This window comes from Marinomonas ostreistagni (assembly GCF_016888445.1).
In the GTDB taxonomy this organism is placed as follows: Bacteria; Pseudomonadota; Gammaproteobacteria; order Pseudomonadales; family Marinomonadaceae; genus Marinomonas; species Marinomonas ostreistagni.
This window is the reverse complement of sequence record NZ_JAFEKF010000001.1, coordinates 447,828-473,725: the sequence shown is the minus strand read 5'-3', so window position 1 is coordinate 473,725 and position 25,898 is coordinate 447,828. Positions and strand designations below refer to the sequence as shown.

Here is a 25,898-nt window from a genome sequence, read left to right as displayed (position 1 = left end):
ATTAACCTCCGGCAATGGATTCAAAAATATCGATACGATCGTTGTCGCATAGGATGCGCTCCGTCCATAGGCTGCGCGGCACCACTTGTTGGTTGATCGCCACGGCGACTCGCTGTTCGGCGGGCACGATTTCAGAAATCAGATCGGCTAGGCGCGTGTGTTCTGTGTTGAGCACTTCGTCATTCACATAGAGCTGCATCGGCGTCTCCTGTTTCGGTGACGGCACGCAACAAGTCTTGCGTGGCGATTGCTGGGTCGTCGGCACGAGTGATGGCAGTGACCAGCGCAATCGAGTCAACCCCTGTGGCTTTGACCTTAGGTAAACGCTCGGCATTGATGCCGCCGATGGCAACGGTTGGGTAAGCGCCATGAATCAGCTCGACATATTGCCCCAGACGCGTCAGACCTTGCGGTTGCGAAGGCATGTCTTTAGTGACGGTCGGAAAGATATGGCCAAGGGCGATGTAGCTTGGTTTGAGGTTAAAAGCGCGCATGATTTCAAAGTAACCATGGGTGCTAATGCCAAGACGCAGACCGGCTTGCTGGATCGCACTCAAGTCCGCTACTTCGATGTCTTCTTGACCAAGATGCACACCATAAGCGCCAAGCTCGATGGCAAGCTGCCAGTAGTCGTTGATGAATACTTGGGCGCCATGTTGCTCGCCCAAAGCGATGGCCTGTTGCACCTTATTCCTTAGGTCCTTGTCGCTCGCATCTTTAATGCGTAGCTGAGCCGTGGTCACGCCCTGCTCTAGCACCAGTGCCAACCACTCGACGGTATCGACCACTGGATAGAGGGTAAATAGCTCTTTGCGGATCGGGCTAAAGGCTGCGTCGTCGGCCATCACATGATCATCTACAAAGTTTGTACGCGGAAACCAAGTGCGATCTTCTGGCCAGCCAGCGCCTGCGGCGCGTGCTTGTTGCGTCAGCCACGCCAGCGCCAAGGTCATCGCATCCAGATGCTCATAGCCTTGCTCGATAAAGCACGCCAACGCCACGGCCAGATCATTACGATTGATCTTAAGCAGCTTAGGCGCTTCGAACTTTGCGATGCGCTGATCTGGCAGCTGAACCGTGACTTGATTGCCTTGGCAGCAGGCTTGATACGCTGAATTGTCGCTAGCAAGAGTGTTAACAAAGTGCCACGTTTCATTCTGGGTATGAAGCGTTACGCCTTGCGCTGTCGGCTCGATGCGGGCGCTGTCTGTCTTGGCGTGACCCACTCGACACCCAAGGTGTCGAGTGTGATCGATAACAGACGCTTTAAACCCAGCCTCGGTGAGGCCGATGTGTTTAAGATCTGTTGTGGCCATTTAGTGCTCGCTCTCTAATGCGTCTTCAGCGTGCTGGTCGCCCGACAGTTTATCGGTCGTTAGGTAGACATCGCTGCCCAGCTCCTTGAACTGCTCGGACATTTTTTGCATGCCTTCTTCCGCGGTGACATCCACGGTTTCAATCTTCTCAAGACCTGCCGCGTAGTCACGCACCTCTTGAGTGATCTTCATCGAACAGAATTTCGGGCCGCACATAGAGCAGAAATGCGCCACTTTGCCAGAGGCTTGTGGCAAGGTTTCATCGTGGTAAGCACGAGCAGTTTGCGGATCCAGTGATAGGTTAAATTGATCTTCCCAACGGAATTCAAAGCGCGCTTTAGACAAAGCATTGTCGCGTACTTGGGCGCCTGGGTGCCCTTTGGCCAAGTCCGCTGCGTGCGCGGCGATCTTGTAGGTGATCAGACCTTGCTTAACGTCTTCTTTATTCGGCAGACCTAAGTGCTCTTTAGGTGTCACGTAACACAGCATGGCACAGCCGTACCAACCGATTTGCGCCGCACCGATGCCAGAGGTGAAGTGGTCGTAGCCTGGGGCAATGTCTTGAGTCAATGGCCCTAAGGTGTAAAACGGCGCTTCGTGACAGTGGTCTAATTGCAGATCCATATTTTCTTTGATCAGCTGCATTGGCACGTGGCCTGGGCCTTCGATCATCACCTGCACATCGTAGTCCCAAGCGATCTTGGTCAATTCACCCAGCGTGCGCAGTTCAGATAGTTGCGCTTCGTCGTTGGCATCCATAATCGAGCCAGGGCGCAGGCCGTCACCCAGTGACAAAGACACGTCGTACGCGGCACAGATCTCACAGATTTCTTTAAAGCGCGTGTAGAGGAAGTTTTCTTGGTGGTGCGCTAGACACCATTTGGCCATGATCGAGCCACCGCGAGAGACAATGCCCGTTAGACGCTTCGCCGTCATCGGCACGTAGCGCAATAGGACGCCACAGTGGATAGTGAAGTAATCCACGCCCTGCTCGGCTTGTTCGATCAGCGTATCGCGGAACACGTCCCAGTTAAGGTCTTCGGCCACGCCGTCCACTTTTTCCAGCGCTTGGTAAATCGGTACAGTGCCAATTGGGATCGGTGAGTTGCGCAAGATCCATTCGCGGGTTTCGTGGATGTTTTTGCCAGTCGATAAATCCATCACGGTGTCCGCGCCCCAGCGTGTTGACCAAACCAGCTTCTCAACTTCTTCTTCGATGGAAGACGTTAGCGCTGAGTTACCGATGTTAGCGTTGACCTTCACCAAGAAGTTACGGCCGATGATCATTGGTTCAGACTCTGGGTGGTTGACGTTGGCTGGAATGATGGCACGGCCTTCGGCGACTTCTTTACGCACGAACTCTGGCGTGATTTCGGTTTGGATATTGGCACCGAAGCTGTGGCCAGGGTGCTGTTTTAGCAGTAGCTCAGATTTGATCGCTTGCAGGTTTTGGTTTTCACGGATGGCGATGTATTCCATCTCTGGTGTGATAATGCCTTGGCGAGCGTAATGCATCTGTGTCACGCATTGGCCGTGTTTGGCTTTACGTACGCTTGGCAAATGCTGGAAACGCAGTTCGTTCAGCTCTTCGTTCGCTAGGCGCTCTTGAGCGAAGTTGGAGCTGACGCCATCTAATACTTCGGTATCTTGGCGGCCTTCGATCCACTGCTGGCGCATTGGCTTTAAGCCTACATGCACGTCGATGTTTGCTTCAGGGTCAGCGTAAGGGCCCGCGGTGTCGTAAACATAGATCGGCTCGTTGGGTTCAAACGTCAGGTTGTCTGGGTCGGAGCCAATCGGCGTGTCGCTTAGGTTGATTTGACGCATAGGCACTTGGATCGATGCATCAGAGCCTTGCACGTAGATACGCTCAGACGATGGATACGGTGTGGCCTGTAAGGATTCGATAAAGGCCTTGGCTTCGAGACGGGCTTTTTCGCGTGTTTTTTTATTCGGTTTTAACGGTGTTGTCGACATTAGCAGATTTCCATGATGTTTGTATTTGGAAAATATGCTTGTCAGGAGGTCACGTGCTTCCACGCACGTGTGGCGGTTTGGCGCACTTTGGCTAGGTATTCCTAGATTCCAAGTGGTTAAACCACGCTTATTCAGCAGAAAAGAAATGATGCTTTCTTGTTCCCTTCGCAGGTACTAGCCTGATCAGGTTCTGCGGATCCCGCATTAAAATGCGATCTCAGCCAATTAAGGCACTCCGACAAGTTGCGTATCAGTATACGCGTTTAGGTGTGACTGTAAACTCCCCAAACGCGACACTTTTTAGGCGGTGTTACGCTTCGTTCATGGCCAGCGCTTGTTTGTACAAGGCGTTTTTCTTCTCGCCGGTGATCTCTGCGGCGAGTGCAGCGGCTTGTTTGACTGGCAGCTCTTTGAGCAACACTTTTAGCACTTTTAACGCTTCTGTGTTGTCTTCTTCGGCGGCAGGCAATGACACCATCATGACGAATTCACCACGGGTTTGGTTGCTATCGTCGGCTAAAATCTGACGAATCTCGGCTACTGAGCCAGATAAAAAGGTCTCAAAGGTTTTGGTCAATTCACGAGCTAGCGCCACTTGCACCTGCTCGCCCCAAACGGCTTCAAGATCCGCCAGACAATCTAAAATGCGGTGGGTCGATTCGTAAAACACGACAGTGCCAAGACTGGGCGCCCAGCTCGACATTTCATCACGGCGCGATTTGCTTTTGGCAGGCAAAAAGCCAACAAAGCTAAAACGGTCAGTCGGTAAGCCCGAGGCACATAACGCGGTAATCAGTGCCGATGCACCTGGTACGGGCACAATACGATGGCCTTGTTGGCGCAAAAAGCTCACCACATGGTAGCCAGGGTCTGAGATCAATGGCGTGCCCGCATCTGAGATCAAAGCCACATTTTTACCTTCATTGAGCAGGGAGTCGATGTAGCTGGCTTTATCGCGCTCATTGTGGTCGTGCAGTGCAAACAGCTTGGTACCTATGCCGAAGTGATTTAGCAGACGTTTACTGTGACGAGTGTCTTCTGCGGCAATATAGTCAACATCGTGCAAAGTTTGCTTGGCTCGATCGGTAAAATCCTCTAGATTGCCGATTGGGGTGGCGACTATGTAGAAGGTTCCTCTCACATCATTATCAGACTGTGTTAACATGATTCCTCTTTTTTCGGCTTAGGTATTGCGAGCATATGAGTTTGTTTAGATCCCGTATCATACCACTTTCCCTCGTCACATTGTCTTTAATTGGTTGTGGCAGCATTGAGACCAATTTGCCCACTCAAACTGGCAACAATGCAGTGATGAATGAGGCGCAAGACGTTGGTTCTTATGAAGTCGCTCTTAAGCGAGCGCAACAGCAGCCAACACCTGAGCTGGCAGCGCCCTTCTATTTGACCGCGGCGCAAGCTTTAACCGCAGATGAGCAATACCAACAAGCCTTTGATATTTTGCAGTCGCATGTGGTGGGTATCGACTTTGCTGGGCAGTTTGATGGGCTCTTGTTAGTGGCACAGACCGCCGTAGCGTTGGATCAGTCTAATGTAGCCCTTGATGCGCTCAAGCAAGCTGAACGTATGCCGATCGCCGAACGCCCGCAATACCACATCGCCTTGTTAAACACTCGTGCTGATGTCATGGGCGCGCTAGACAACTGGACCCGTGCCGTGCGTGATCGCTCGAACCTGAGCTTAATCCTGCCCAAAGCCCAGCAACTAGAGAACCAACAAAAGCTATGGCTGGCGATCCAAAACCTGACCGATAACGAAGTCAGCGATTTACAGCAAAGCGATTTACCGCTGATTCGTGGCTGGCTCAACATAAGTAACATCTTACGCCGCCAAGATCTGACGGTAGAACAGCAAGTCAGTGCCTACGAGCGTTGGCGCAGTGACAATCCATCCCATCCAGCCGCGATCAACGCACCGCTGGATTTTCAAGTGATGTCGACGCTCAAAGAGCAAGAGCCTAACTCGATCGCGGTTTTACTACCGATGAGCAAGGAGCTTAAGCCCGCGTCGGAAGCCATCTTAAATGGCATGTTGAAGTCTTACTATGCCAACGCAGAATCTCAACGCCCTGCTTTGCATGTGATCGACACCGATCAGTACACGGATTTTGCCGACGCTTATCAAGCCGCTCTAGACAGTGATGCCGAGACGATCGTAGGTCCGTTGCGCAAACAAAACGTGGCTCGCCTAGGCAACTTGGTGGAAGACGTACCAACCATTGCCCTAAACCAGCTTGAGACCAATCGCGTAGTCGATAACCTTTACCACTTCTCACTCAATGTGCGCGACGACATTCGCGAGTTGATGAGTTTTGCCAAACAGGAAGGCGCCAGCAACGCGGCAGTGTTGGCACTGCAAACCACTTGGGCGGCGCGCCAAAGCGATCAGTTTAACTTCATTGCCCAAGAGCAAGAGTTGCCCGTGCTGACCACACTCTCTTACGAAGACACACCCAATGGTCGCCAGCAGACGGTGAAAAAGCTTTTGCAAGTGGACGAAAGTGAAGCGCGAATTCAGCAAATTCGTCGCTGGACCAAGCAATCGGTCGAGTCGACGCCCCGTGCGCGCCAAGACCTTGATTATGTGTACTACATCGGCAAGCTAGACGATGCTAAGCAGATTCGTCCACTACTGGACTTCTACTTTGCTGAAGACATCCCGATGCTGGCCGCACCAACGATCCACGATCGTACGCCAAGCCCGAACACTAAAGAAGAAGACATTGAGCGCATTGTGTTCAGCGAAATTCCCGCGATCACCAATGCCGATCAAGAGCAAACGAATACGCCATTTTTGCTACAACGCTTGGATGCGATGGGCAATGACAGCTACCTTATCGCCAAGCGTTTGATGCTGTTTACCCATGTACAATCGGCAAAAGTCTCGGCTAAGACAGGGATCCTCACCTTGGATGGTGATGGCATCTTTAACCGTCGACCTAATATCGTTACCTATAAGCAAGGAGTGCTTATCGATGCCAAGGAAGATTACTTCAAACATCAAGAAAACTAACGGGGACGCCGCCGAACGGATAGCGGAGCATTTTTTAACGCAACAAGGCTATGTACTGCTGGAGCGCAATTTCAATTCCAAGGTCGGAGAAATTGATCTCATTATGCGCAGCGGCCATACCTATGTATTTGTCGAAGTACGCTACCGCGCCAATAGCTCACGCGGTAGCGCCAGCGAAAGCGTTACCCATTACAAATACCAGCGCTGCTTAAAAACAGCGCAATATTGGTTAATGAAAAACAATTTAGCAAACAGCCAGTTTCAAATTGACGTCGTCGCCATCGATGGGCGTTTACGAGCCGACAATATCACCTGGCTGGCCGCCGTTTAAGAAGCAGTAATTTATGGACTTACAAGAAGCAATCTATACCCAATTCGCGCAAAGCTTTGAATCACAACAGTACGCGCTTGAATCTCTGCCAGCGCACATCGAGCACGCGGCCAAAGTGATGTTTAACAGCATCGCTAACGGCGGCAAGGTCGTGGCCATCGGTAACGGCACTGGCTCTTATATTTCGCAGTACTTTAGCACTTTGCTAATGGATCGCATGGATCGTGAACGCCCAGGCTTACCGGCGGTATCCTTGACCAGTAACGGCAATGCCCTACTCTCGATCACCCACAATGACAGCTACCACGATGTATTTTCTAAGCAGATTACTGCCATCGGCAACCCAGGTGATGTGCTGTTTGTAGTAGCTAATAAAGGCAATACCTCGCCTATCATTCAGGCGATTCAAGCGGCCCACGAGCGCAAAATGTACATTGTGCTGCTGACCACGCCGGATGCTAAAAACGTGTCTTCGCTGACCTCACGTGATGACACACAAATCAAGATCAATCTAACCGGGACGGCACGGGTACAAGAAGTGCAAACAACCGTCGTTCATACCTTGGTAGATTTGCTTGAACGACAGCTGTTTGGTTATGACGACTAAGGCTATTTCACGACTTTAAGGGTGAAGCCTTTTTGTGGCGGCTCTGGTGGCGTTGGTTCTGGCTCTGGATCCAGCGCGTCAAAGTCTTCTGGTGGGAACACCAAACCATCGTTATTTTCTTTGGCATAAAGTGCGACAGCAGCCCCCATAGGGACAAATACTTGCATCGGCTTGCCGCTAAAGCGGGCCTCAAACGACACCCCTTCTTTATCAATATGCAGATGCTTGACTGCACTCATGCTGATATTCAGCACGATCTGACCATCATTAACAAACTCACGTGGCACCACGGCACCAGGATAATCCGCATCCACCAATAGGTACGGAGTCATCGTATTATCTGCTATCCACTCGTAGGTAGCATTTAATAAATATGAACGCTTTGGAATCATACGCTACTCCTAAAAACAAAAAGGGGCGAATCCGCCCCTTTTTCATTACACACTCAACTTAGTCGAGACGCATCTCTTGCTCAGCTTCTGACAGGCTTTCTTTAAACGATTCACGGTTAAAGACAAGATCCATGTACTTGTATAAGCCTTTTGCTTGCGACTTCTCGATATTCACACCCAGTACTGGCAGACGCCACAAGATTGGCGCTAGGCAGCAGTCTACGATGGTGAATTCTTCACTCATGAAGTAAGGCTTTTCTTCGAAAATTGGTGACACGCTGATTAGGCTCTCACGCAATTCTTTTTGAGCTGTTTCAACCGCTTCACGATCTTTGCTAGAAAGAATCGTATCAACTAGGCTGGCCCAGTCGCGTTGGATACGGTACATGTACAGACGGCTTTCGGCACGTGCTACAGGGTAAACTGGTAGCAACGGCGGATGAGGAAAACGCTCATCCAAGTATTCCATCATGACATTTGGTTCATACAAAACAAGGTCGCGGTCCACTAGGGCCGGTAGCTCGTTGTAAGGGTTAATATCCGCCAATTCCTCTGGCTTGTTGAAAGGATCAACATCAATAATATCTACGGTTACCGCTTTTTCAGCCAACACGATACGGACACGGTGGCTGTAGTGATCTTCTCCGTCAGAGAAGAACGTCATGGAAGAGCGCTTTGCAATAACACCCATGTATAACCCCTATTCAATAAACAACGAAAACCCCATGAAGGGGTTAACTTAACAAACTAATTTGTAAATGTCCCTCTGATCAGAGGGACATTTTTGGCGATGCGATCACATCAGTGAATTTCGCGCCAGAATTCTTTATTCAGAAGATATGCAAAGATACCAAACAGAACAATGAATAGTAACACTTTTATCCCTAATGATTCAGCCTCTTGGCGGCTAGGTTCTGCAACATATACTAAGAAATTTGTAACATCGTAGGCTAATTGGTCGAATTCCTCTTCGCTCAATTGCCCTGCGGTTTTCTGTACCACGACATTACATTGCTCTTCTGTTAGAACATCACCGGTTAGTGTATCAAATTTTGGCTTACCGTGCTCATCCAATGCAGGCGCTTGAGCACACGTCATATGACGCACACCTTGCAGATGCTCTAACACATTCGGCATGCCCACACTTGGGAACACAGTATTGTTGACACCCCAAGGGCGGCTTTCGTCTTCATAGAATGACTTAAGATAGGTATAAACCCAATCAGGCCCACGCAGACGCGCTTCTAGCGTAAGATCTGGAGGCGTTGCACCAAACCACTGCGCCGCATCGTCCGCATTCATCGAGTTGGTCATCAACTCACCGATTTTTTTATCCGCTGGCAAAAGGTTTTGCTCAAACAGATCATGGGGAATACCCAAGTCATTGGCCGCACGCTCATAGCGCGCGTACTTCATTTCGTGACAGCCAGCACAGTAGTTGGTGTACACCTGCAGACCGCGCTGCAAAGACGCTTTATCGTCTAAGTCTGGGCTCATGTGCTCTAAATGAACGTTGGCACCACCCGCCGCGAAAGTCATCGTTGATGCAAACACCAACGCCACCGTTGCAAACATCTTTTTCATGGTTAGACCCTCTCTGGTACCGGTTTAGTGCTTTCCCACTTGGTGTAGAATGGCATCAAGATGAAGTACAGGAAGTACACTACCGAGGCGATTTGCGCCATGGTCGTACGTGCCTCAGTTGACGGCAGCACACCCAACACACCCAGCACCACGAAGCTGATACAAAACAGCACCAAAGCCACTTTACTCATCCAACCTTTGTAGCGCATCGCTTTTACCGGACTACGGTCCAACCAAGGCAAGACAAACAAGATCGCGATCGCACCGCCCATCGCCACCACACCCCAGAACTTGGCATCTAAACCAAACAGTGGGTAAGTGACCGCACGTAAGATGGCGTAGAATGGCGTGAAGTACCACACAGGCGCAATGTGCTCAGGGGTTTTCAGCGGGTTCGCCGCTTCAAAGTTCGGCTTCTCCAGGAAGTAACCACCCATTTCAGGGAAGAAGAACACCACCGTACAGAAGACAAACAAGAACACCGCAATACCGACTAAGTCGTGCGTGGTGTAAAACGGGTGGAAAGGAATACCGTCTAGTGGCACGCCGTTTTCATCTTTATGCTTCTTGATATCAACGCCTTTCGGGTTGTTAGAACCCACATGGTGCAGCGCCAACAAGTGCAGCACGACCAAGGCCACCAACACGAGTGGCAAAGCAATCACGTGCAATGAGAAGAAACGGTTTAACGTGATACCTGAGATCAAGTAGTCACCGCGCACCCATTGCGCAAGATCTGGACCGATAACAGGGATGGCACTGAACAATGAGATGATTACCTGCGCCCCCCAGTAAGACATTTGCCCCCATGGAAGCAAGTAGCCCATGAATGCCTCGGCCATCAAGGCTAGATAGATCGCCATACCAAACAACCACACCAGCTCACGTGGCTTCTGGTAAGAGCCATATAGCAGACCGCGGAACATGTGCAGATATACCACCACGAAGAACGCTGATGCGCCTGTAGAGTGCAAGTAGCGAATCAGCCAACCGTATTCCACATCACGCATGATGTATTCGACTGAGGCAAAGGCGCCCTCTGCTGAAGGGTTGTAACTCATGGTTAGCCAGATACCGGTCAGCAGCTGGTTTACCAACACCAATAGCGACAACACACCGAAGATGTACAGCACATTGAAGTTTTTCGGTGCGTAGTACTTGCTCATGTGTTTTTCAAAGGCTTGCGTCACCGGTAGGCGATCATCGATCCAAGCCATTAATTTATTTTGACCAGACATTATGCATTACCCCCGGCATCCACACCCACCTCAATCACTTCATCGCTGATGAAGTTGTATGGTGGTACCACCAAGTTAGTCGGCGCTGGTACGCCTTTATAAACGCGTCCAGCCAAATCGAAACGAGAACCGTGACATGGACAGTTGAAACCACCTAACCATTCTGGCCCCAAGTCATCAGGCGCCACTTCTGGGCGGTACGTCGGTGAACATCCAAGGTGGGTACAAATCCCTAGCAATACCGCAATCTCTGGCTTGATCGAGCGGTATTCGTTTTGTGCATACTCTGGCTGCTGCTCGACCGAGGATGTAGGGTCGGCAAGTTTGTCAGTCAACTTGGAAAGATCAGCAAGGTTTTGCTCTGAACGCTTGACGATCCAGACTGGCTGTCCACGCCACTCGACGATCATCTGCTGACCTTTCTCTAATTTACTAATATCGGCCTTTACAGGTGCCCCGGCTGCTTTTGCTTTGGCACTTGGGTTCCAGGAGGCAACAAAAGGGGTCGCGATACCGACCGCCCCAACTGCGCCGATGGCGCTGGTTGCTCCAATCAGGAACCGACGACGGCCTTTATTTACGCCGCTTTGACTCATTATGGTTCTCTCCCACCAATTTAATGTCACCAAGCTCAAAACCTTATAAAACGTAAGGATTTGAATACTTTAAAGGATGTTATGGGAAAGGGATTTGGGGGGCAAGGCAACTTTCTTGCACAGTCACAAAACACTGATTTAAGACATAAAAAAACGCCTGCGAATGCAGGCGTTTTGAAGAATCGTAAAAGCGATAAAATTAACGCTTAGAGAACTGTGGACGACGACGTGCTTTGCGTAGACCAACTTTCTTACGTTCAACCTGACGAGAGTCACGAGTAACGTAACCAGCAGAACGTAGAGTACGACGTAGAGTTTCATCGTATTGAATTAGCGCACGAGTAATACCGTGACGGACAGCACCTGCTTGACCAGAGATACCACCACCAGCAACAGTAACGTATACGTCGAATTTTTCAGTTGCTTCAACTAGTTCTAGAGGCTGACGAACAACCATGCAAGAAGTTTCACGACCGAAGTATTGCTCTAGAGAACGGTTGTTGATAACTAGGTTACCAGAACCCGCTTTTAGGAATACACGAGCAGTAGACGTTTTACGACGACCTGTTCCGTAGTATTGAGTAGCTGACATATTGACCTTCCCGTATTAGATGTTAAGTTCTTGTGGCTGTTGTGCTGCATGTGGATGCTCAGTACCAGCATACACTTTCATTTTCTTGTGCATTGCACGGCCTAGAGGACCTTTTGGCAACATGCCTTTAACAGCGATTTCAAGAACGCGCTCTGGAGCGTGATCAATCAGCTTCTCGAAGCTCATAGAACGTAGGCCACCTGGGTAACCAGTGTGACGGTAGTAGTTCTTGTCAGAGGTTTTGTTACCTGTAACACGAACTTTCTCAGCGTTGATAACAACGATGTAATCACCAGTGTCAACGTGAGGAGTGTATTCTGCTTTATGCTTACCACGTAGGCGGCGAGCAATTTCTGTAGCCAAACGACCAAGAGTCTTGCCTTCAGCATCTACCACGAACCAGTCGCGGCGTACTTCAGCAGGTTTTGCAGTAAAAGTTTTCATTAAAAAACCCTTTATCTATACATGCGAGCGCGCATGCCAATACCTATTATTATTGGTTATCTTGCTAACGAGTAGCAGGATAACGTACACATACTCCATAATCGGAGCGCGCGAATTATAACCAAGTTAGCAACAGAACTAAAGCCTTTTTCGTTATGGACGATGCTCTAAGGCCAAATATTCTTCTGATTGCATCTCTAGTAAGCGGCTCACCGTTCGATCGTATTCAAACGCTAAGCGCGTGCCTTGGTAAATGTCCGGAATCGCCACTTCAGCACTGAAGATAACTTTGACGTGACGATCGTAAAATTCATCGACCAAGTTAATGAAACGACGCGCCATATCGTCACGGTTGGCATCAAACTGCGGCAAGTTAGAGATCAAAATCGTCGAGTAGGTTTTGGCGATCTCGATGTAGTCGACTTGACTACGCGGGCCATCACACAAGGCTTTGATATCAAACCAAGCCACGTCTTCGTAGCTTTTGATCAATGGAATCTCGCGGCTCTCCACCTCGATCGCACCACCCTCTTCGATCAAGTTCTTGTTAGCCGCTAGGCTGTTAAAGCGCTCATCTAGGGCTTGCTCCGCTTCTTCATTTAATGGGAAGTGATACAGCTTGGCCTGCTTTAGGGTTCGTAAGCGGTAATCGACGCCGCCATCGACATTTAATACTTTAGTGTGCTTATTGACTAAGTCGATCGCCGGCAAGAAACGCGCGCGCTGTAGGCCGTTCTTATACAAACCATCTGGCTCGATGTTAGACGTCGCCACCAATACCGTACCGTTCAAGAACAATTGCTCAAGGAGACCTGCCAAAATCATAGCATCGGTGATATCAGTAACAAAAAACTCATCAAAACACAGCACGCGCGCTTGGCTAGAGATTTTTTGACCAACAATCTCTAGAGGATTTTTGGTGTGCTCTAGCTGACGCAGCTCTTTGTGCACCATCTGCATAAAACGGTGAAAGTGTAGACGCAGCTTACGCTCAAACGGCAAACACTCGAAAAAGTTATCCATCAGGTAGGTTTTACCCCGACCGACACCACCCCAGAAGTACAGCCCCTGTTCGACCACAATTTCCGGTTTCTTCTTGCTTAAGAAACCTAAAAGTGGTTTTTTGGGCTTAGGCGGCTCTTCGCCTTGCGCAACGACACGATCATAAAGATCCTGCAAAGCCTTCACAGCTTCCTCTTGCGCTGGGTCATAGTTAAAATCTGGACGATCAAGGTCTTCTTGGTACTTTGATAACGGAGTCATTGTCTGCGTATACACCATTGCATGTAGAGAGGTCGCTATCTTACCAAAATGATACGAAAACCTCACTATTCGCTATATTTACAGCCATCCATTTCCGTTATAATGGCTATAGCTGTTTTTGGGAGTAAAACCATGGAACTAGAAGTATTCGATATTATCGTTTTTGTTACAGGCATCATCGTAGGCTTTGCTGGCGCACTGGTATTCCGTGCGGTGAGCAAGAAAAGTGCCTCCGATAAACATCAATCAGCTGGCGCCACGATCGACGCTCTGCAACACGAAATGGAACGTCGCCAAGTTTTGGCAGACGATCACTTTTTACAGTTGCACGGTCATTTAGCCGCAGCAGAGAAGAAGTTAGCCGATGCTCGTAAAGCTGTGTACGAAGGCGCCGCAAGCCTAAGTACCGTCGAGTTAGAAAAAGGTGAACAGGAAGCAGGCTCAGCAAACAGCGAGTCAGACCTAACAGCACCACCACGTGACTACGCCGACAAGCTAGGCAATGGTGAAGGCACCTTGAGCGAAAACTACGGCTTCAACAAGCCAACGGTAGAAGAGCCGCAACGGGTCATCTAACCAAACGCCATAAAAAAAGCCTGCTCGATGCAGGCTTTTTTGTGTCGATCGCTCGCCCTTAAGCGGGATTAGGGATATCAATAAACTCGCACTCGATGTCCCAGTTTTTGGCGATATACTCCGCCAAGGCACGCGGCCCAAAACATTCGGTCGCGTGATGACCTGCCGCACAAAAGCCAATCCCCTCTTCACGAGCCGTATGAATGGTCTGCTCAGATACCTCACCGGTGATGAAGATATCCGCACCCGCAGCAAGCGCTTTACCAATGTAGCCTTGGGCACCGCCCGTACACAGCGCTACCTCAGCAACCTGCTTATCATCAGGGCACTCAAATAACACCTCACGCCCGACGACTGCAGAGATCTTTTCACGCAGCTCACCAGCAGGCATCGGATCTTCTAATGTCCCCACCAAACCAATGCTTTCTTCCAGTGGCTTGCCACGCTCCAATGGACGTAAGGAATGCAGATTCAACGCCCGCGCTAGGTTGGTGTTATTGCCCACCACCAAATGCGCGTCCATCGGTAGATGATAACCAAATAAGTTGATGTCATTTTTAATCAAAGCCGCCACGCGACGATACTTCATACCAACGATTTCTGGTGCCTCGCCTTTCCAGAAGTAACCGTGATGCACGATAATGGCATCCGCTTGTTTTTCTAGCGCGGCATCGATCAGTGCTTGAGAAGCGGTGACGCCGGTGACAATTTTGTTGATCGTTTGCGTGCCTTCCACTTGGAGGCCATTCGGCGCATAATCTTTAAATAGGTGCGGCTGAAATAACGCCGTCAATTTCGTTTCTAGCTCTGAGATATGCATGGGTACTCCTACAACAATGAATTTTGTACGCAATCGCCACAGTCTTATTTGGGCATTACTCGGGCTATGGTTCGGTACAGTGTTTTTATTTTGGCAATATTACCAGCTGCAAGACGGCAAAGGCTTTGCTTCCGCCGCCGCCAAAACGGCCAATTCAGTAGTCAATATCTACACCCTGTCTAATCAATCCTCGCCCTTTGCTAATAATACCCAGTCGACGATTACCAATTTAGGCTCGGGCGTCATTATATCCAAAGATGGCTACCTACTGACAAACCATCATGTGATTCAAGGCGCTAGCGAAGTCATTGTCTCGTTAAACGATCAACGCCAAACTCAAGCTAAGTTCATCGGTACTGATCCCGCAACCGATTTAGCGGTATTAAAGATATCACTTGAAGGCTTAACGCCGATTAAACTGGGGAACAGTGAACAACTGAATGTTGGCGATCAAATTCTCGCCATCGGCAATCCATTTGGTATCGGCCAGACGGTTACCGCCGGCATCATCAGCGCTAAAGGCCGTGACAGTATCGGCCTGAACACCTACGAAAACTTTTTACAAACCGATGCGGCCATCAACCCGGGCAACTCAGGGGGCGCATTGGTCGACTTATCTGGACGCTTAGTCGGGATCAGCTCGGCCATCTACTCAAGCTCTGGCGGCTCGCAAGGCATAGGCTTTGCCACGCCAGTGAACGACGCCATGGAGATCATGCGCGCCATCATTAAAGACGGCAGCGTGACCCGTGGCTATTTGGGGATTCAAGTGCAGGAGAATAACGCCCAAGTGGCGAAAGCACTTGGCTTGACCACAGACGAAGGGTTACTGGTCACAGCGGTAACGCCTCATGGGCCTGCGGCCGAAGCGGATATTCGCGCGGGCGACATTCTTACCAGCATTGAGAAACAGACTAACTTGAGTGCTCATAGTGCACAACGCCTAGTATCGAACCTGACACCAGGCGAGCGTGTCACCATCACTGGCATTCGCGGTACGCAAAGCTACATCACCAAAGCCAAAGTGGAACGACTGCCGGCGATGCAGGCAGTCAGATAATCACTTGGTAAGCTTGCTAAGACTGGCTTCAATGTTGCTACCGGCAATGCGGTTAGCGACTAAAGCTAAGTAAGGGCTTAAAAAGCCCGCATCAAGCTCACCTTCAATCACCCACTGAATGGTTAAGCCTTGCGCCGAAGACAACAATTCAATCTGATTCGGTACTGGCAACGTGGTTTGACTTGGTGTCACGACAAAATTCACGCGCTCATTAGACACTTGAGTTAACTCTAGCGTACCTAACTTTTCCGTATCACCTTCATAACGAATCGTATAAGTCGTGGCATCGCTTAACGCTGGCGTTGCTTGCTGTGTTAGCTGCAACGAACCACCTTCGATGTGCATCCAATTTTGCCACTCGGATGCAGTAAATAACTGCTGCTCTACTTGCTCTCGTGCTGCATTTGGCACCGTCACCGAACGCTCAATACGGTAATCTGCAGGCAAGAAAAAACCCACAGCCACTGCGATCAAAATGATCACAGCAGCAATGCGGGTTATGTAGCGCAGCGTCAAAAGTGCTTTAGTAGGTTGCACTCTGTTAGCCTCTTAACTATTTGTCGATAATACGAAACTCAGCAGACATGGCGTGTGCTTCAAGCGACTCACCACGCGCCAAAGGCGAGGCAATTTTCGCAAGTTCACTGGCACCTTCATGAGAGCAGTAAATGATCGAGCTACGTTTTTGGAAATCATACACACCTAGAGGTGATGAGAAACGCGCGGTACCAGACGTCGGTAATACGTGGTTCGGTCCGGCACAGTAATCACCCAATGCTTCAGGCGTGTAGCGCCCCATAAAGATAGCGCCTGCATGACGAATGTCATCCACCCACTCTTCTGGGTTTTCGACTGACAACTCTAAGTGCTCAGCCGCGACGATGTTCGCCACTTCGATCGCTTCTTCTTTAGAGGATACATGGATAAACGCACCGCGACCTTCTAGCGATGTTTTGATGATCTCTTGACGGCTTTGCGTTTCGATCAAGCGCTCCATAGAGGCTTTTACTTGCGCGATAAAGTCCGCATCAGTACTGATCAAAATCGATTGCGCGTCTTCGTCGTGCTCGGCTTGCGAGAACAAATCCATGGCAATCCAGTCCGGATTTGATTGCGCATCAGCGATCACCAAAATCTCAGATGGGCCAGCAATCATGTCGATACCCACGGCACCAAATACCATGCGTTTAGCTGTCGCTACATAAATGTTACCTGGGCCAACGATCTTATCGACTTTTGGTACCGTCTCGGTACCGTAAGCTAAGGCCGCCACGGCTTGCGCACCACCCACTGTCACAACACGGTCAACACCTGCCACATAAGCAGCAGCAAGAACAATATCGTTAACATAGCTGTCTGGTGTTGGCACAACCATCACGATTTCACTGACACCCGCTACACGCGCTGGCATCACATTCATCAATACAGATGATGGGTAAGCTGCTTTACCGCCTGGCACATATACGCCGACACGATCCAGCGGAGTGATCTTTTGACCTAGCACCGTGCCATCCGCTTCTTGGTACTGCCAAGACTCTTGCTTTTGGTGTTCGTGGTAACGACGCACACGCTCTGCCGCTTGCTTAAGGGCATCAACGATGTTGGCATCCACACGCTCAACCGCTTGCGCCAACGCATCACCTTCGATAACCAGCTCAGCCGCCGATTGCACATTGCGACGGTCGAACTTATTAGTCAGTTCAACTAAGGCGGCATCACCTTCCGTGCGCACACGGTTGACGATTTCTTCAACGCTGCGCTGAACGCCCGCATCAGAAACACTTTCCCAAGATAGCAACTGATTCAATTCAGAACGGAAATTGGCATCGTTGCTGGAATATTGACGAATATTTAATTCCATACCTTACTCAACCTCTTCTGATACCGCGCCATTCAACATATCTAGGATCGGCTGAATGTGCTCGTATTTGGTTTTGTACGCCGCTTTGTTCACGACCAATCGAGTACTGATGTCGGCAATCAAGTCACGCGCCTCAAGACCATTGGCACGCAACGTATTACCAGTATCAACGATATCGACGATCAGATCGGCAAGCCCCATGATAGGAGCCAGCTCCATCGCGCCATAAAGCTTGATCACATCCGCTTGGATACCTTGCTCAGCAAAGTACGCTTTAGCGGTTTTAGTGAACTTCGATGCGACTTTAAGACGACGATTTGGCAGTTCTTGGCCTTCGATACCCGCCGTCATTAGACGACATTTCGAAATCTTCAGATCCAGCAACTCGTACAAGTTAGAAGTATCTGCTTCCATCAATACGTCTTTACCAGCCACACCAAAGTCGGCCACACCATGCTCAACGTACGTCGGTACGTCGGTCGCACGCAGAATGACCAATTTGATATTTTCATGATTGGTATCAAAAATCAGTTTACGGCTTTTACTGATGTCTTCTAATGGAAAAATATTGGCTTTTTCCAATAGCGGCAATGTCTCTTTTAAAATACGGCCTTTCGACAACGCAATCGTTAAGGTTTCACTCATGTTAATTTAGAACCCTTGAAATCTTTGCACCTAATGCACCAAGCTTCTCCTCGATGCACTCGTAACCACGGTCAATGTGGTAAATACGATCAATCCTAGTTTCACCTTCTGCCACTAACGCTGACAACACTAACGACGCTGAAGCACGCAAGTCAGTAGCCATTACCGGCGCACCGGTTAGCTGCTCACGGCCACGCACGATTGCCGTATTGCCAGACACTTCAATGTCGGCGCCCATACGCATCATTTCGTTAACGTGCATGAAGCGGTTTTCAAAGATGTTTTCAACCACTTGGCCAACACCCTCAGCAACCGCATTCAGCGCCATAAACTGCGCCTGCATATCGGTTGGGAAGGCAGGGTAAGGTGCCGTCGAGATGCTCACTGCTTTCGGACGCTGGCCTTTCATATCCAGCTCAATCCAGTCGTCACCACAGGTGATTTCAGCACCCGCTTCTTCGAGCTTAGCCAACACGGCTTCTAGACTACCTACATCGGTATCAACCACGCGCACTTTACCGCCAGTAATCGCACCAGCCACTAAGAAAGTACCGGTTTCGATACGGTCAGGCATCACTGAGTAGGTTGTGCCTTGTAGTGCTTCAACCCCTTCAATGGTGATGGTATCAGTACCATGACCTGTGATTTTAGCGCCCATCGAGATAAGGCATTCTGCCAAGTCAACGATCTCTGGCTCACGCGCTGCATTCTCCAGTACCGTGGTACCGTCCGCCAGTGTCGCGGCCATCAATAGGTTTTCAGTGCCCGTTACCGTCACTTTATCGAAGAAGATACGCGCGCCTTTTAGTCGGCCATCGACTTTGGCGATGATATCACCGTTGTCCACTTCGATCTCAGCACCCATGGCTTCAAGGCCACGCAGGTGAAGATCAACAGGACGGCTACCAATGGCACAGCCACCAGGAAGTGAAACTTTAGCTTGGCCAAAGTGCGCCATTAGCGGACCTAGCACCAAGATCGAAGCACGCATAGTTTTCACCAACTCATACGGCGCTTCACAATTATCTAGTGAGGAGACATCCAGTTCTACATTCATTCGCTCATCAACGACCACACCACAGCCCATGGAGCCAAGTAGCTCTAACATGGTGGTAATATCATGAAGGTGTGGCAGGTTACGAATTGTAATCAGCTCTTTGGTTAGCAAAGTCGCCGCAAGAATAGGCAATGCAGCATTCTTTGCCCCTGACGCACGCACAACACCATTTAAGGATGCGCCACCAGTAATAAGCAATTTATCCATTTACATCTCTCTTATAATTATAGATTTTCGAACTGGGCGGGGGTGTAGGTTTTCATGGTCACAGCATGAATCGCACCAGAAGCGATGGCGTCCTGCAGATGAGAGTAGACAAGTTGTTGTCTTTTAACAGTATTCAGACCTTCGAAGGCGTCTGCCACGATGGTGATCTGGAAGCTGCAGTCAGCACCTTGAGTCGACACTTGGCTGCCTTCAATTTTTGATTCTAATAAAGCTTTAACTTCGGAGGCGTTCACAAAAACTCCAATATTTGTTCAATGTTCTATGCGGCTATTGTACCTTACCCAGCAGACTTTTTGTCAGCTTTATAACGCAAAAACAGGAGTTTCCTCCTGTTTACGATTTCTAGGCAAAGTCAAACATGTTTTCTAAGCCATATAATTGCAGCATTTCCCTGTAATCGTCACGACAACGCGCCAGCGTTAGCGAACGACTGTGTCGCCGCAACTCCAGCAATAGCGCGATCACTGGCGCATTAATCGTCTCCAGATCCGCCACATCCAAGATCAAATCCCCTTGCTGTTTGAGACCCGTCAACTTTTGCTGAATCTTTAACAAGCTATCTTGATCGTAGCGCCCTTCTAGGCGCCACGTTGGATCAGTTCCTGTATTGTGCAGCTGCATAATTACTCTTCCTTAGCAGCTAGGGATTTCTGCCACGCTTGAATCGCTTGATCCAAGTCATTTTGGTTTTGCTGCATCATCACACCAAACTGCTTGCGGAACGTCAGACCAAAGTTGATGTTGTTGATCACTACGTTATTCAAGCGCCAGCCTTCTTCTACATCTTTAGGCACCATGTAAAACGCGATATCGATTGGGCTGCCATCGTTTAGATTAAACTTGGCGTCCACACGCACTTCATCGCCTGGCTTTTGACGTGCCAGTGGCAACACTTCAAGACGACTTGGATCAAAATCGATCACAGCCGCGCTGTAGGTATTGATCAAGGTGCCCTCGGTCACATTAACAAAGGCATCTACCTGCTCATCTGAGGCTCGACGGTAGTATTTGCCCATCACTTTTTTGGCCAAATCATCAAAGTCGACCACTGGCGCTAAGATCTCACGCATCGCTTGCTGCAATTGCGCAGGATTGCCTTGCAATTGATCGCGCTGCTCAACGATATTGGTTTTAAAGTCTTCTACCACTTGCAACACAGTGTCGCGAGCACCTTCAGGATTCACAGCTGCTTGGGCTTGGCCAAACAACACAGCACATGTAGCGAATAAGCCGATTAATACCTTACGCATTATTCTTCTCCTTGACTAAATAAGAACTGACCAATCAGATTTTCTAGCACCAATGCCGATTGCGTATCGAAGATCTCATCACCTTCTTGCAATACCTCTTCTTCGGCACCGATCGAAATACCCAAGTATTTCTCACCGATTAGGCCACTGGTTAAGATAGCGATGGAGCTATCCGTTGGAATATTGTCAACGTCGGCATAGATGGTCATATCGACCTTGGCCATGTAGTACTCTTGATCGTATTCGATACTATCTACTTGGCCGACCGTCACACCTGCAATGGTGACTTTGGCACGGTCCGTTAAACCACCGATGTCGTCAAAACGTGCGGTAATGGTGTAACCATCGCTTTTATCATCGAAGGCTAAGCCACTTACTTGCATCGCTAGGTAAACAAAGGCGGCAATGCCGAACAGCATAAAAGCGCCCACTAATAAACTCGAACGTTTATCCTTCATCTTAAAAATCTCCAAACATGGCGGCAGTTAATAGAAAATCCAGCGCCAAAATCGCCAGTGAACTCAATACAACGGTACGGGTAGTCGCGCGGCCGATGCCCTCGGATGTCGGCTGACACTCGTAACCTTGATAAACTGCGATCCATACAACCGCAACTGCAAACACCAGTGCTTTGATCAGGCCATTAATGACATCACGATCAAACTGCACAGCCTGCTGCATACTTCCCCAAAACGAACCACTGTAAACGCCAAGCCACTCGACCGACACCAACATACCCGCCCAAATACCGACGGCGGCAAAGATGATGCTCAAGATTGGCATACAGGTAATACCCGCCAATAGGCGCGGCGCAATCACACGTCGCAACGGATCAATGCCCATCATTTCATAGCTTGAAAGCTGCTCAGTGGTTTTCATTAGACCAATCTCAGCCGTCAAAGCCGAGCCCGCACGACCGGCAAATAGTAAGCCTGTTACCACGGGCGCCAATTCACGCAACAGCGTCAAGGCCAGCAATTGCCCCACAGCGGTTTCTGAACCATAGCTGGTTAAAATGCTAAAGCCCTGTAAGGCCAAGACCATGCCGATAAAAGCGCCTGAGACTACAATAATGATTAACGACATCACGCCGACGGAGTACACCTGGCGCACGTACAGACGCATCGCTTCTTTAGGTCGTACCGGCAAGCGGAACAAAGACTGAAACAGGAAGATGCCTGAATTACCCAAGCCTTTAATAAAACCCAAAAGACTGGTCACAATATAATTAATCAGTGTCATTACTCACGCTCCAGCAGTTGTTCTTGATAGCTCATAGCGGGGTAATGGAACGGCACTGGCCCATCTGATTGCCCTTGCAAAAATTGCACTACACGCTCGTCGGTTGATGCGCGGACTTCTTCTGGCGTACCCGCCAAAATCACCTTCCCCCCAGACAACAAGCACACGTGATCAGCAATGCTGAGCGATTCTTCTACATCGTGAGACACTAACACACTGGTAATGTTCGCGGCGCTGTTAAGCTGCTTAATCAAGTCCACCAGCACGCCTTTTGAAATTGGGTCTTGCCCTGCAAAAGGCTCATCGTACATTACTAAGTCTGGATCCAGTGCAATGGCACGCGCTAGCGCAGCACGGCGCGCCATCCCCCCGGACAACTCCGATGGCATCAAATCAGCGGCACCACGAAGACCGACACTTTGCAGCTTCATTAAGACAATGTCGCGAATCATAGTGGCGTCAAACGGTGTGAATTCACGTAACGGTAGCGCGACGTTTTCAAACACACTCATATCGCTAAACAAGGCCCCGCTTTGAAACAACATGCCCATTTTACGGCGTGCTTCAAATAACTGACGGCGCGATGCCTCACCAATATTGACCCCATCCACAATGACCGTGCCGGCATCTGGCAACACCTGGCCTCCGATCAAACGCAATAAGGTTGTTTTGCCCACGCCACTGGGCCCCATAACGGCGGTTATTTTACCTTTTGGTATCTGTAGTGTGACATCTTCATAGATAGCCCGCTCACCTCGGTAAAATGAAAGGTTATTCACCTCAATATACACTTCCACAGACGGCTCCCTGCTTATAAATCGATTGGATACTAGCATCCGGATTTCTTAAAAGATACGCAAAGGCGCTAACTTGGCGGGGTGAAACTCTTGAAATCCTTGAATAAACCACATTAAATGGGGCGTTTTACAGAACACTCCCAAACTTACTTAGGTACCAAGCCAATGCTCTTGTATTCCGCAGCACTCATCGCTGGTCTCATTTTACTTGTTTTAAGCTCAGACAAATTCATTGAACACGCAGCACTGGTAGCAGAGAAGCTTAACGTAAGCCCTATTATCATTGGTGTGACCTTGGTCGCTCTAGGCACCTCAGCGCCAGAAATGGTGGTCTCAGCGATCGCTGCCCTAGACAACGCACCAGGCATCGCCATAGGTAACGTGTTGGGCTCTAACATCGCCAACATCGGCCTTGTCTTTGGCGCCACCTTAGTTCTTGCAGCGGTACCAATCAGTGGTTCACTGATCAAGCGTGAAATCCCACTCGTATTAGGCATTACTGTCTTGGCCGGTGTCTTGATGGCCGACCAAGCCTTGTCTATTTTAGATGGCATACTACTGATCGCAGGCTTCTTAGTGGTTTTATTCGTACTGCTACGCAACAGCAAAAATATGGCCAGCGAACTGACTGAAGACTTACCCGAAGACGACGGCGGCTCAGTAACCCGCTCCATTATCATCGCAGTGCTTGGTTTGGCGGTACTGATCGGCAGCTCAAAACTATTGGTTTGGGGCGCAGTGGGCATTGCTTCCGCTCTAGGCGTATCCGACTTAGTCATCGGCTTAACCATTGTCGCGATCGGCACCAGCCTGCCGGAACTTGCTGCCTCGATTACCAGTGTGCGCAAAGGTCATCATGACATTGCCATTGGTAACGTACTAGGCTCCAACATCTTTAACTTAGCCACGGTTCTACCACTGCCTGCTTTGTTGGCACCAAGCGCCATCGAAGCGACCATTATGGGCCGTGACTTCTGGTGGATGTTTGGCTTCACTGCGCTGTTTGCGCTGGCGGTCGTTGGCTTCGCCAAAACCCGCAAAGCGAGCATCCCGCGTTGGTTTGCCGTGCCATTATTAGGGCTTTATACAGGCTACCTATACCTATTGGCCATGTAAGTAGGAGACATCATGAGCATTATGCGCACGTTTTTAGGACGCAAACGCCTCACCGGCCTAGCCGCTGGCGTGGTGGTCATTGCTGGCGTCTTTTGGCTGGGCAGCCAGCCCTCTCTACTGAATATTTTGGATGAACAAAAGCTCGAGCAAGTGCCTGACTTCTTTTTAGAAGGGGTTGAGTCGCGCACTTACGGCGTTGAAGGCAACTTACAAGAAATCGTCACCGCTGACACAACTACGCACTACGCTGAGCAACGCACGGAGCTAATAAATCCAAACATTGAGCGACGCAATGGTGCTATCATTACTGTCGCCGTAGGCAATGAGGGAACCTTAGTGGACGCCTCAGAGAGCTTTTCGCTGATTGAGGATGCCAGCGTGACCCGCTATCAAGACGGTAACGAAACCGCTCGTATCAACGCCCATAGCATTACCTATGATGATGCCAATCAAAATATCTTTGGCGAAGGTGACAGTGAACTGATCACCAAACAAGGCACCACACTGTCAGACAACATTAGTTTTGATCTTATCAAAGACACCGCAACCTTAAATGGAGGCGTAACAGGCCATTATGACGTTTCTCAACCTTAAACTTTCCATCGCTTCAGCGGCCTTGCTGGCATCTTTTGCCGCGCTAGCTTTGCCTAGTGACCAACGCCAACCGATCAACATTGAAGCCGATCGCGCGCAGTTTGACCAACAAAAAGGCGAAGCCAATTACAACGGCAATGTCATCGTTAAGCAGGGTACGATTACCATCGAAGCGCAAGACCTGTGGATTTACACCGACCCAGCGACCGGCGACTTCAAGTCCTTACACGCGACTGGCTCACCATCTCGCTTTTCCCAGCAAATTGACCAAACTGGGCGCATGATGAACGCCAATGGCAATACCCTTGACTACGATGTCACCTTAGGTGAGTTGGAAATCCATGATAATGGCTATCTAAAGCGCGGCGAAGACGAAATTTCCGCCGACTTCATCCATTACTTTTTGGACGACTCCACCTTTCAAGCAGAAAACCGTGGCTCTGGCCGTGTTAACATGACACTACAACCCTCGACCAGCGAATCTACAGACTAACGATATGGCTATTCTTGAAGCAAAACACTTAGCAAAGAGCTATAAAAAACGACAAGTTGTCAAAGACGTTTCGATTGAAGTGAGCTCCGGCGAAGCCGTAGGCTTACTTGGCCCTAATGGTGCCGGCAAGACCACCTGCTTTTACATGATCGTTGGCATGGTCAGCAGCGATCAAGGCGGAGTCTACATTGATGGCGAAGATGTGACCAAAGATGCCATGCACGACCGCGCCCAAAAAGGCATTGGCTACCTTCCGCAAGAAGCGTCCATCTTTCGCAAGATGTCTGTCGAAGACAACATCATGGCCATCTTAGAAACGCGCAAAGATCTTACTAAACAAGAACGTGTGGCTAAAATGGAAAGCTTGCTTGAAGAATTCCATGTCACCCACATCCGTGAAAACTTGGGCATGGCCCTTTCTGGTGGTGAGCGACGTCGCGTTGAGATCGCACGCGCGCTGGCCATGAACCCTAAATTCGTACTGTTAGACGAACCTTTTGCAGGCGTCGATCCGATCTCAGTGGGTGACATCAAAGAAATTATTAAACACCTACAAAACAGTGGCATCGGAGTGTTAATCACCGACCACAACGTACGTGAAACATTAGACATTTGTGATAAAGCCTTTATTGTAGGCAATGGCCACATCATAGCCTCTGGTGATGCCGATACTGTTATCAACAATGAGCAGGTTAAAAAAATCTACCTGGGCGACAACTTCCGACTATGAGCCCCCTTATCTTTCCAGCTAAAAGGGAGTAATATGCATAAGTCATTCCAAATTCATCA

Annotated in this window: 32 protein-coding genes and 1 riboswitch; of the genes, 9 read left to right on the top strand and 23 right to left on the bottom strand. The window is 49.5% G+C overall.

Annotated features, from left to right (window positions below; all coding sequences use genetic code 11):
* Window position 1 precedes the first annotated feature (1 nt).
* From thiS to rsmI, 4 genes are all read right to left on the bottom strand, one after another.
* Window positions 2–199 (bottom strand): sulfur carrier protein ThiS, encoded by a 198-nt coding sequence (gene thiS / locus JQX58_RS02200; protein ID WP_204145181.1) that lies wholly within the window; start codon window positions 197–199, stop codon window positions 2–4.
* Entirely contained in the window at window positions 180–1,316 is a 1,137-nt protein-coding gene (thiE, locus tag JQX58_RS02195; protein WP_204145180.1) for a thiamine phosphate synthase, read from the bottom strand. Before thiE ends, thiS begins: the two co-directional genes overlap by 20 nt.
* The gene (thiC, locus tag JQX58_RS02190) at window positions 1,317–3,293 is read right to left on the bottom strand and encodes a phosphomethylpyrimidine synthase ThiC (protein ID WP_204145179.1); all 1,977 of its coding nucleotides are present in this window, start codon (window positions 3,291–3,293) and stop codon (window positions 1,317–1,319) included.
* A gap of 143 nt (window positions 3,294–3,436) precedes the next feature.
* A riboswitch (TPP riboswitch) is annotated at window positions 3,437–3,541 on the bottom strand.
* 62 nt (window positions 3,542–3,603) lie between these two features.
* On the bottom strand, window positions 3,604–4,458 hold the full coding sequence (gene rsmI, locus JQX58_RS02185; RefSeq protein WP_204145178.1) for a 16S rRNA (cytidine(1402)-2'-O)-methyltransferase: 855 nt from the start codon (window positions 4,456–4,458) through the stop codon (window positions 3,604–3,606).
* Window positions 4,459–4,574: 116 nt separating this feature from the next.
* Here rsmI and JQX58_RS02180 point away from each other — a divergent pair, with 116 nt between their 5' ends.
* From JQX58_RS02180 to JQX58_RS02170, 3 genes are read left to right on the top strand one after another with little or no spacing between them, the layout of a single operon-like run.
* Window positions 4,575–6,323 (top strand): penicillin-binding protein activator, encoded by a 1,749-nt coding sequence (locus JQX58_RS02180; RefSeq protein WP_204145177.1) that lies wholly within the window; start codon window positions 4,575–4,577, stop codon window positions 6,321–6,323.
* A complete protein-coding gene (locus JQX58_RS02175; protein ID WP_204145176.1) occupies window positions 6,286–6,654 on the top strand; it encodes a YraN family protein in 369 nt (122 codons plus the stop codon). The genes JQX58_RS02180 and JQX58_RS02175 overlap by 38 nt, the downstream gene beginning before the upstream one ends.
* Before the next feature lie 13 nt (window positions 6,655–6,667).
* Window positions 6,668–7,261, top strand: a complete 594-nt coding sequence (locus tag JQX58_RS02170; protein WP_204145175.1) for an SIS domain-containing protein — start codon at window positions 6,668–6,670, stop codon at window positions 7,259–7,261.
* 2 nt (window positions 7,262–7,263) lie between these two features.
* Here JQX58_RS02170 and JQX58_RS02165 read toward each other — a convergent pair whose 3' ends face one another.
* The 8 genes from JQX58_RS02165 to zapE form a co-directional block, all read right to left on the bottom strand.
* Window positions 7,264–7,653 carry a ClpXP protease specificity-enhancing factor gene (locus JQX58_RS02165; RefSeq protein ID WP_204145174.1) on the bottom strand — a complete coding sequence of 130 codons (390 nt, stop codon included), beginning with the start codon at window positions 7,651–7,653 and terminating at the stop codon, window positions 7,264–7,266.
* Between the two features lie 58 nt (window positions 7,654–7,711).
* Window positions 7,712–8,344, bottom strand: coding sequence for a glutathione S-transferase N-terminal domain-containing protein (locus JQX58_RS02160; RefSeq protein ID WP_204145173.1), 633 nt, complete (start codon window positions 8,342–8,344; stop codon window positions 7,712–7,714).
* A gap of 110 nt (window positions 8,345–8,454) precedes the next feature.
* Window positions 8,455–9,237, bottom strand: a complete 783-nt coding sequence (locus JQX58_RS02155) for a cytochrome c1 (protein ID WP_204145172.1) — start codon at window positions 9,235–9,237, stop codon at window positions 8,455–8,457.
* Between the two features lie 2 nt (window positions 9,238–9,239).
* Window positions 9,240–10,475 (bottom strand): cytochrome b, encoded by a 1,236-nt coding sequence (locus tag JQX58_RS02150; protein WP_204145171.1) that lies wholly within the window; start codon window positions 10,473–10,475, stop codon window positions 9,240–9,242.
* Window positions 10,475–11,071: a ubiquinol-cytochrome c reductase iron-sulfur subunit gene (gene petA, locus JQX58_RS02145; RefSeq protein ID WP_204145170.1), complete on the bottom strand. Its 597-nt coding sequence runs from the start codon at window positions 11,069–11,071 to the stop codon at window positions 10,475–10,477. The genes JQX58_RS02150 and petA overlap by 1 nt, the downstream gene beginning before the upstream one ends.
* A gap of 199 nt (window positions 11,072–11,270) precedes the next feature.
* Window positions 11,271–11,663 carry a 30S ribosomal protein S9 gene (rpsI, locus tag JQX58_RS02140; protein ID WP_204145169.1) on the bottom strand — a complete coding sequence of 131 codons (393 nt, stop codon included), beginning with the start codon at window positions 11,661–11,663 and terminating at the stop codon, window positions 11,271–11,273.
* 15 nt (window positions 11,664–11,678) lie between these two features.
* Window positions 11,679–12,107 carry a 50S ribosomal protein L13 gene (gene rplM, locus JQX58_RS02135; RefSeq protein WP_204145168.1) on the bottom strand — a complete coding sequence of 143 codons (429 nt, stop codon included), beginning with the start codon at window positions 12,105–12,107 and terminating at the stop codon, window positions 11,679–11,681.
* A 153-nt stretch (window positions 12,108–12,260) separates the two neighbouring features.
* Window positions 12,261–13,370 carry a cell division protein ZapE gene (gene zapE, locus JQX58_RS02130; protein ID WP_204145167.1) on the bottom strand — a complete coding sequence of 370 codons (1,110 nt, stop codon included), beginning with the start codon at window positions 13,368–13,370 and terminating at the stop codon, window positions 12,261–12,263.
* Between the two features lie 132 nt (window positions 13,371–13,502).
* On the opposite strand from zapE, the gene JQX58_RS02125 reads away from it, so the two are divergent.
* Complete coding sequence (locus tag JQX58_RS02125) at window positions 13,503–13,946, top strand: Z-ring associated ZapG family protein (RefSeq protein ID WP_204145166.1); 444 nt, start codon at window positions 13,503–13,505, stop codon at window positions 13,944–13,946.
* Between the two features lie 58 nt (window positions 13,947–14,004).
* On the opposite strand, the gene JQX58_RS02120 is transcribed toward JQX58_RS02125, so the two are convergent.
* Window positions 14,005–14,766 carry a Nif3-like dinuclear metal center hexameric protein gene (locus tag JQX58_RS02120; RefSeq protein ID WP_204145165.1) on the bottom strand — a complete coding sequence of 254 codons (762 nt, stop codon included), beginning with the start codon at window positions 14,764–14,766 and terminating at the stop codon, window positions 14,005–14,007.
* Between the two features lie 16 nt (window positions 14,767–14,782).
* On the opposite strand from JQX58_RS02120, the gene JQX58_RS02115 reads away from it, so the two are divergent.
* Window positions 14,783–15,826 (top strand): S1C family serine protease, encoded by a 1,044-nt coding sequence (locus tag JQX58_RS02115; protein WP_204145164.1) that lies wholly within the window; start codon window positions 14,783–14,785, stop codon window positions 15,824–15,826.
* Here JQX58_RS02115 and JQX58_RS02110 read toward each other — a convergent pair whose 3' ends face one another.
* The 10 genes from JQX58_RS02110 to JQX58_RS02065 all read right to left on the bottom strand — a co-directional run bounded on the left by JQX58_RS02110 (window position 15,827) and on the right by JQX58_RS02065 (window position 22,945).
* Window positions 15,827–16,363, bottom strand: a complete 537-nt coding sequence (locus tag JQX58_RS02110; RefSeq protein WP_204145163.1) for an SRPBCC family protein — start codon at window positions 16,361–16,363, stop codon at window positions 15,827–15,829.
* Window positions 16,364–16,379: 16 nt separating this feature from the next.
* Complete coding sequence (gene hisD, locus JQX58_RS02105) at window positions 16,380–17,687, bottom strand: histidinol dehydrogenase (protein ID WP_204145162.1); 1,308 nt, start codon at window positions 17,685–17,687, stop codon at window positions 16,380–16,382.
* Between the two features lie 3 nt (window positions 17,688–17,690).
* Window positions 17,691–18,332 carry an ATP phosphoribosyltransferase gene (hisG, locus tag JQX58_RS02100; protein ID WP_204145161.1) on the bottom strand — a complete coding sequence of 214 codons (642 nt, stop codon included), beginning with the start codon at window positions 18,330–18,332 and terminating at the stop codon, window positions 17,691–17,693.
* Window position 18,333: 1 nt separating this feature from the next.
* Window positions 18,334–19,596, bottom strand: coding sequence for a UDP-N-acetylglucosamine 1-carboxyvinyltransferase (gene murA, locus JQX58_RS02095; RefSeq protein WP_204145160.1), 1,263 nt, complete (start codon window positions 19,594–19,596; stop codon window positions 18,334–18,336).
* A 17-nt stretch (window positions 19,597–19,613) separates the two neighbouring features.
* Complete coding sequence (locus JQX58_RS02090) at window positions 19,614–19,850, bottom strand: BolA/IbaG family iron-sulfur metabolism protein (protein ID WP_204145159.1); 237 nt, start codon at window positions 19,848–19,850, stop codon at window positions 19,614–19,616.
* A gap of 109 nt (window positions 19,851–19,959) precedes the next feature.
* Window positions 19,960–20,238 (bottom strand): STAS domain-containing protein, encoded by a 279-nt coding sequence (locus JQX58_RS02085; RefSeq protein WP_204145158.1) that lies wholly within the window; start codon window positions 20,236–20,238, stop codon window positions 19,960–19,962.
* Window positions 20,239–20,240: 2 nt separating this feature from the next.
* Window positions 20,241–20,867 carry an MlaC/ttg2D family ABC transporter substrate-binding protein gene (locus JQX58_RS02080; protein ID WP_204145157.1) on the bottom strand — a complete coding sequence of 209 codons (627 nt, stop codon included), beginning with the start codon at window positions 20,865–20,867 and terminating at the stop codon, window positions 20,241–20,243.
* A complete protein-coding gene (gene mlaD / locus JQX58_RS02075; protein ID WP_204145156.1) occupies window positions 20,867–21,325 on the bottom strand; it encodes an outer membrane lipid asymmetry maintenance protein MlaD in 459 nt (152 codons plus the stop codon). Before mlaD ends, JQX58_RS02080 begins: the two co-directional genes overlap by 1 nt.
* 1 nt (window position 21,326) lies before the next feature.
* On the bottom strand, window positions 21,327–22,109 hold the full coding sequence (mlaE, locus tag JQX58_RS02070; protein WP_204145155.1) for a lipid asymmetry maintenance ABC transporter permease subunit MlaE: 783 nt from the start codon (window positions 22,107–22,109) through the stop codon (window positions 21,327–21,329).
* The gene (locus JQX58_RS02065) at window positions 22,109–22,945 is read right to left on the bottom strand and encodes an ATP-binding cassette domain-containing protein (protein WP_204145154.1); all 837 of its coding nucleotides are present in this window, start codon (window positions 22,943–22,945) and stop codon (window positions 22,109–22,111) included. The genes mlaE and JQX58_RS02065 overlap by 1 nt, the downstream gene beginning before the upstream one ends.
* Before the next feature lie 126 nt (window positions 22,946–23,071).
* On the opposite strand from JQX58_RS02065, the gene JQX58_RS02060 reads away from it, so the two are divergent.
* From JQX58_RS02060 to lptB, 4 genes are read left to right on the top strand one after another with little or no spacing between them, the layout of a single operon-like run.
* Entirely contained in the window at window positions 23,072–24,022 is a 951-nt protein-coding gene (locus tag JQX58_RS02060; protein WP_204145153.1) for a calcium/sodium antiporter, read from the top strand.
* Between the two features lie 12 nt (window positions 24,023–24,034).
* Entirely contained in the window at window positions 24,035–24,616 is a 582-nt protein-coding gene (lptC, locus tag JQX58_RS02055) for an LPS export ABC transporter periplasmic protein LptC (RefSeq protein ID WP_204145152.1), read from the top strand.
* Window positions 24,597–25,109, top strand: coding sequence for a lipopolysaccharide transport periplasmic protein LptA (lptA, locus tag JQX58_RS02050; protein ID WP_204145151.1), 513 nt, complete (start codon window positions 24,597–24,599; stop codon window positions 25,107–25,109). Before lptC ends, lptA begins: the two co-directional genes overlap by 20 nt.
* Before the next feature lie 4 nt (window positions 25,110–25,113).
* Window positions 25,114–25,839: an LPS export ABC transporter ATP-binding protein gene (gene lptB / locus JQX58_RS02045; RefSeq protein WP_204145150.1), complete on the top strand. Its 726-nt coding sequence runs from the start codon at window positions 25,114–25,116 to the stop codon at window positions 25,837–25,839.
* Window positions 25,840–25,898: the final 59 nt, after the last annotated feature.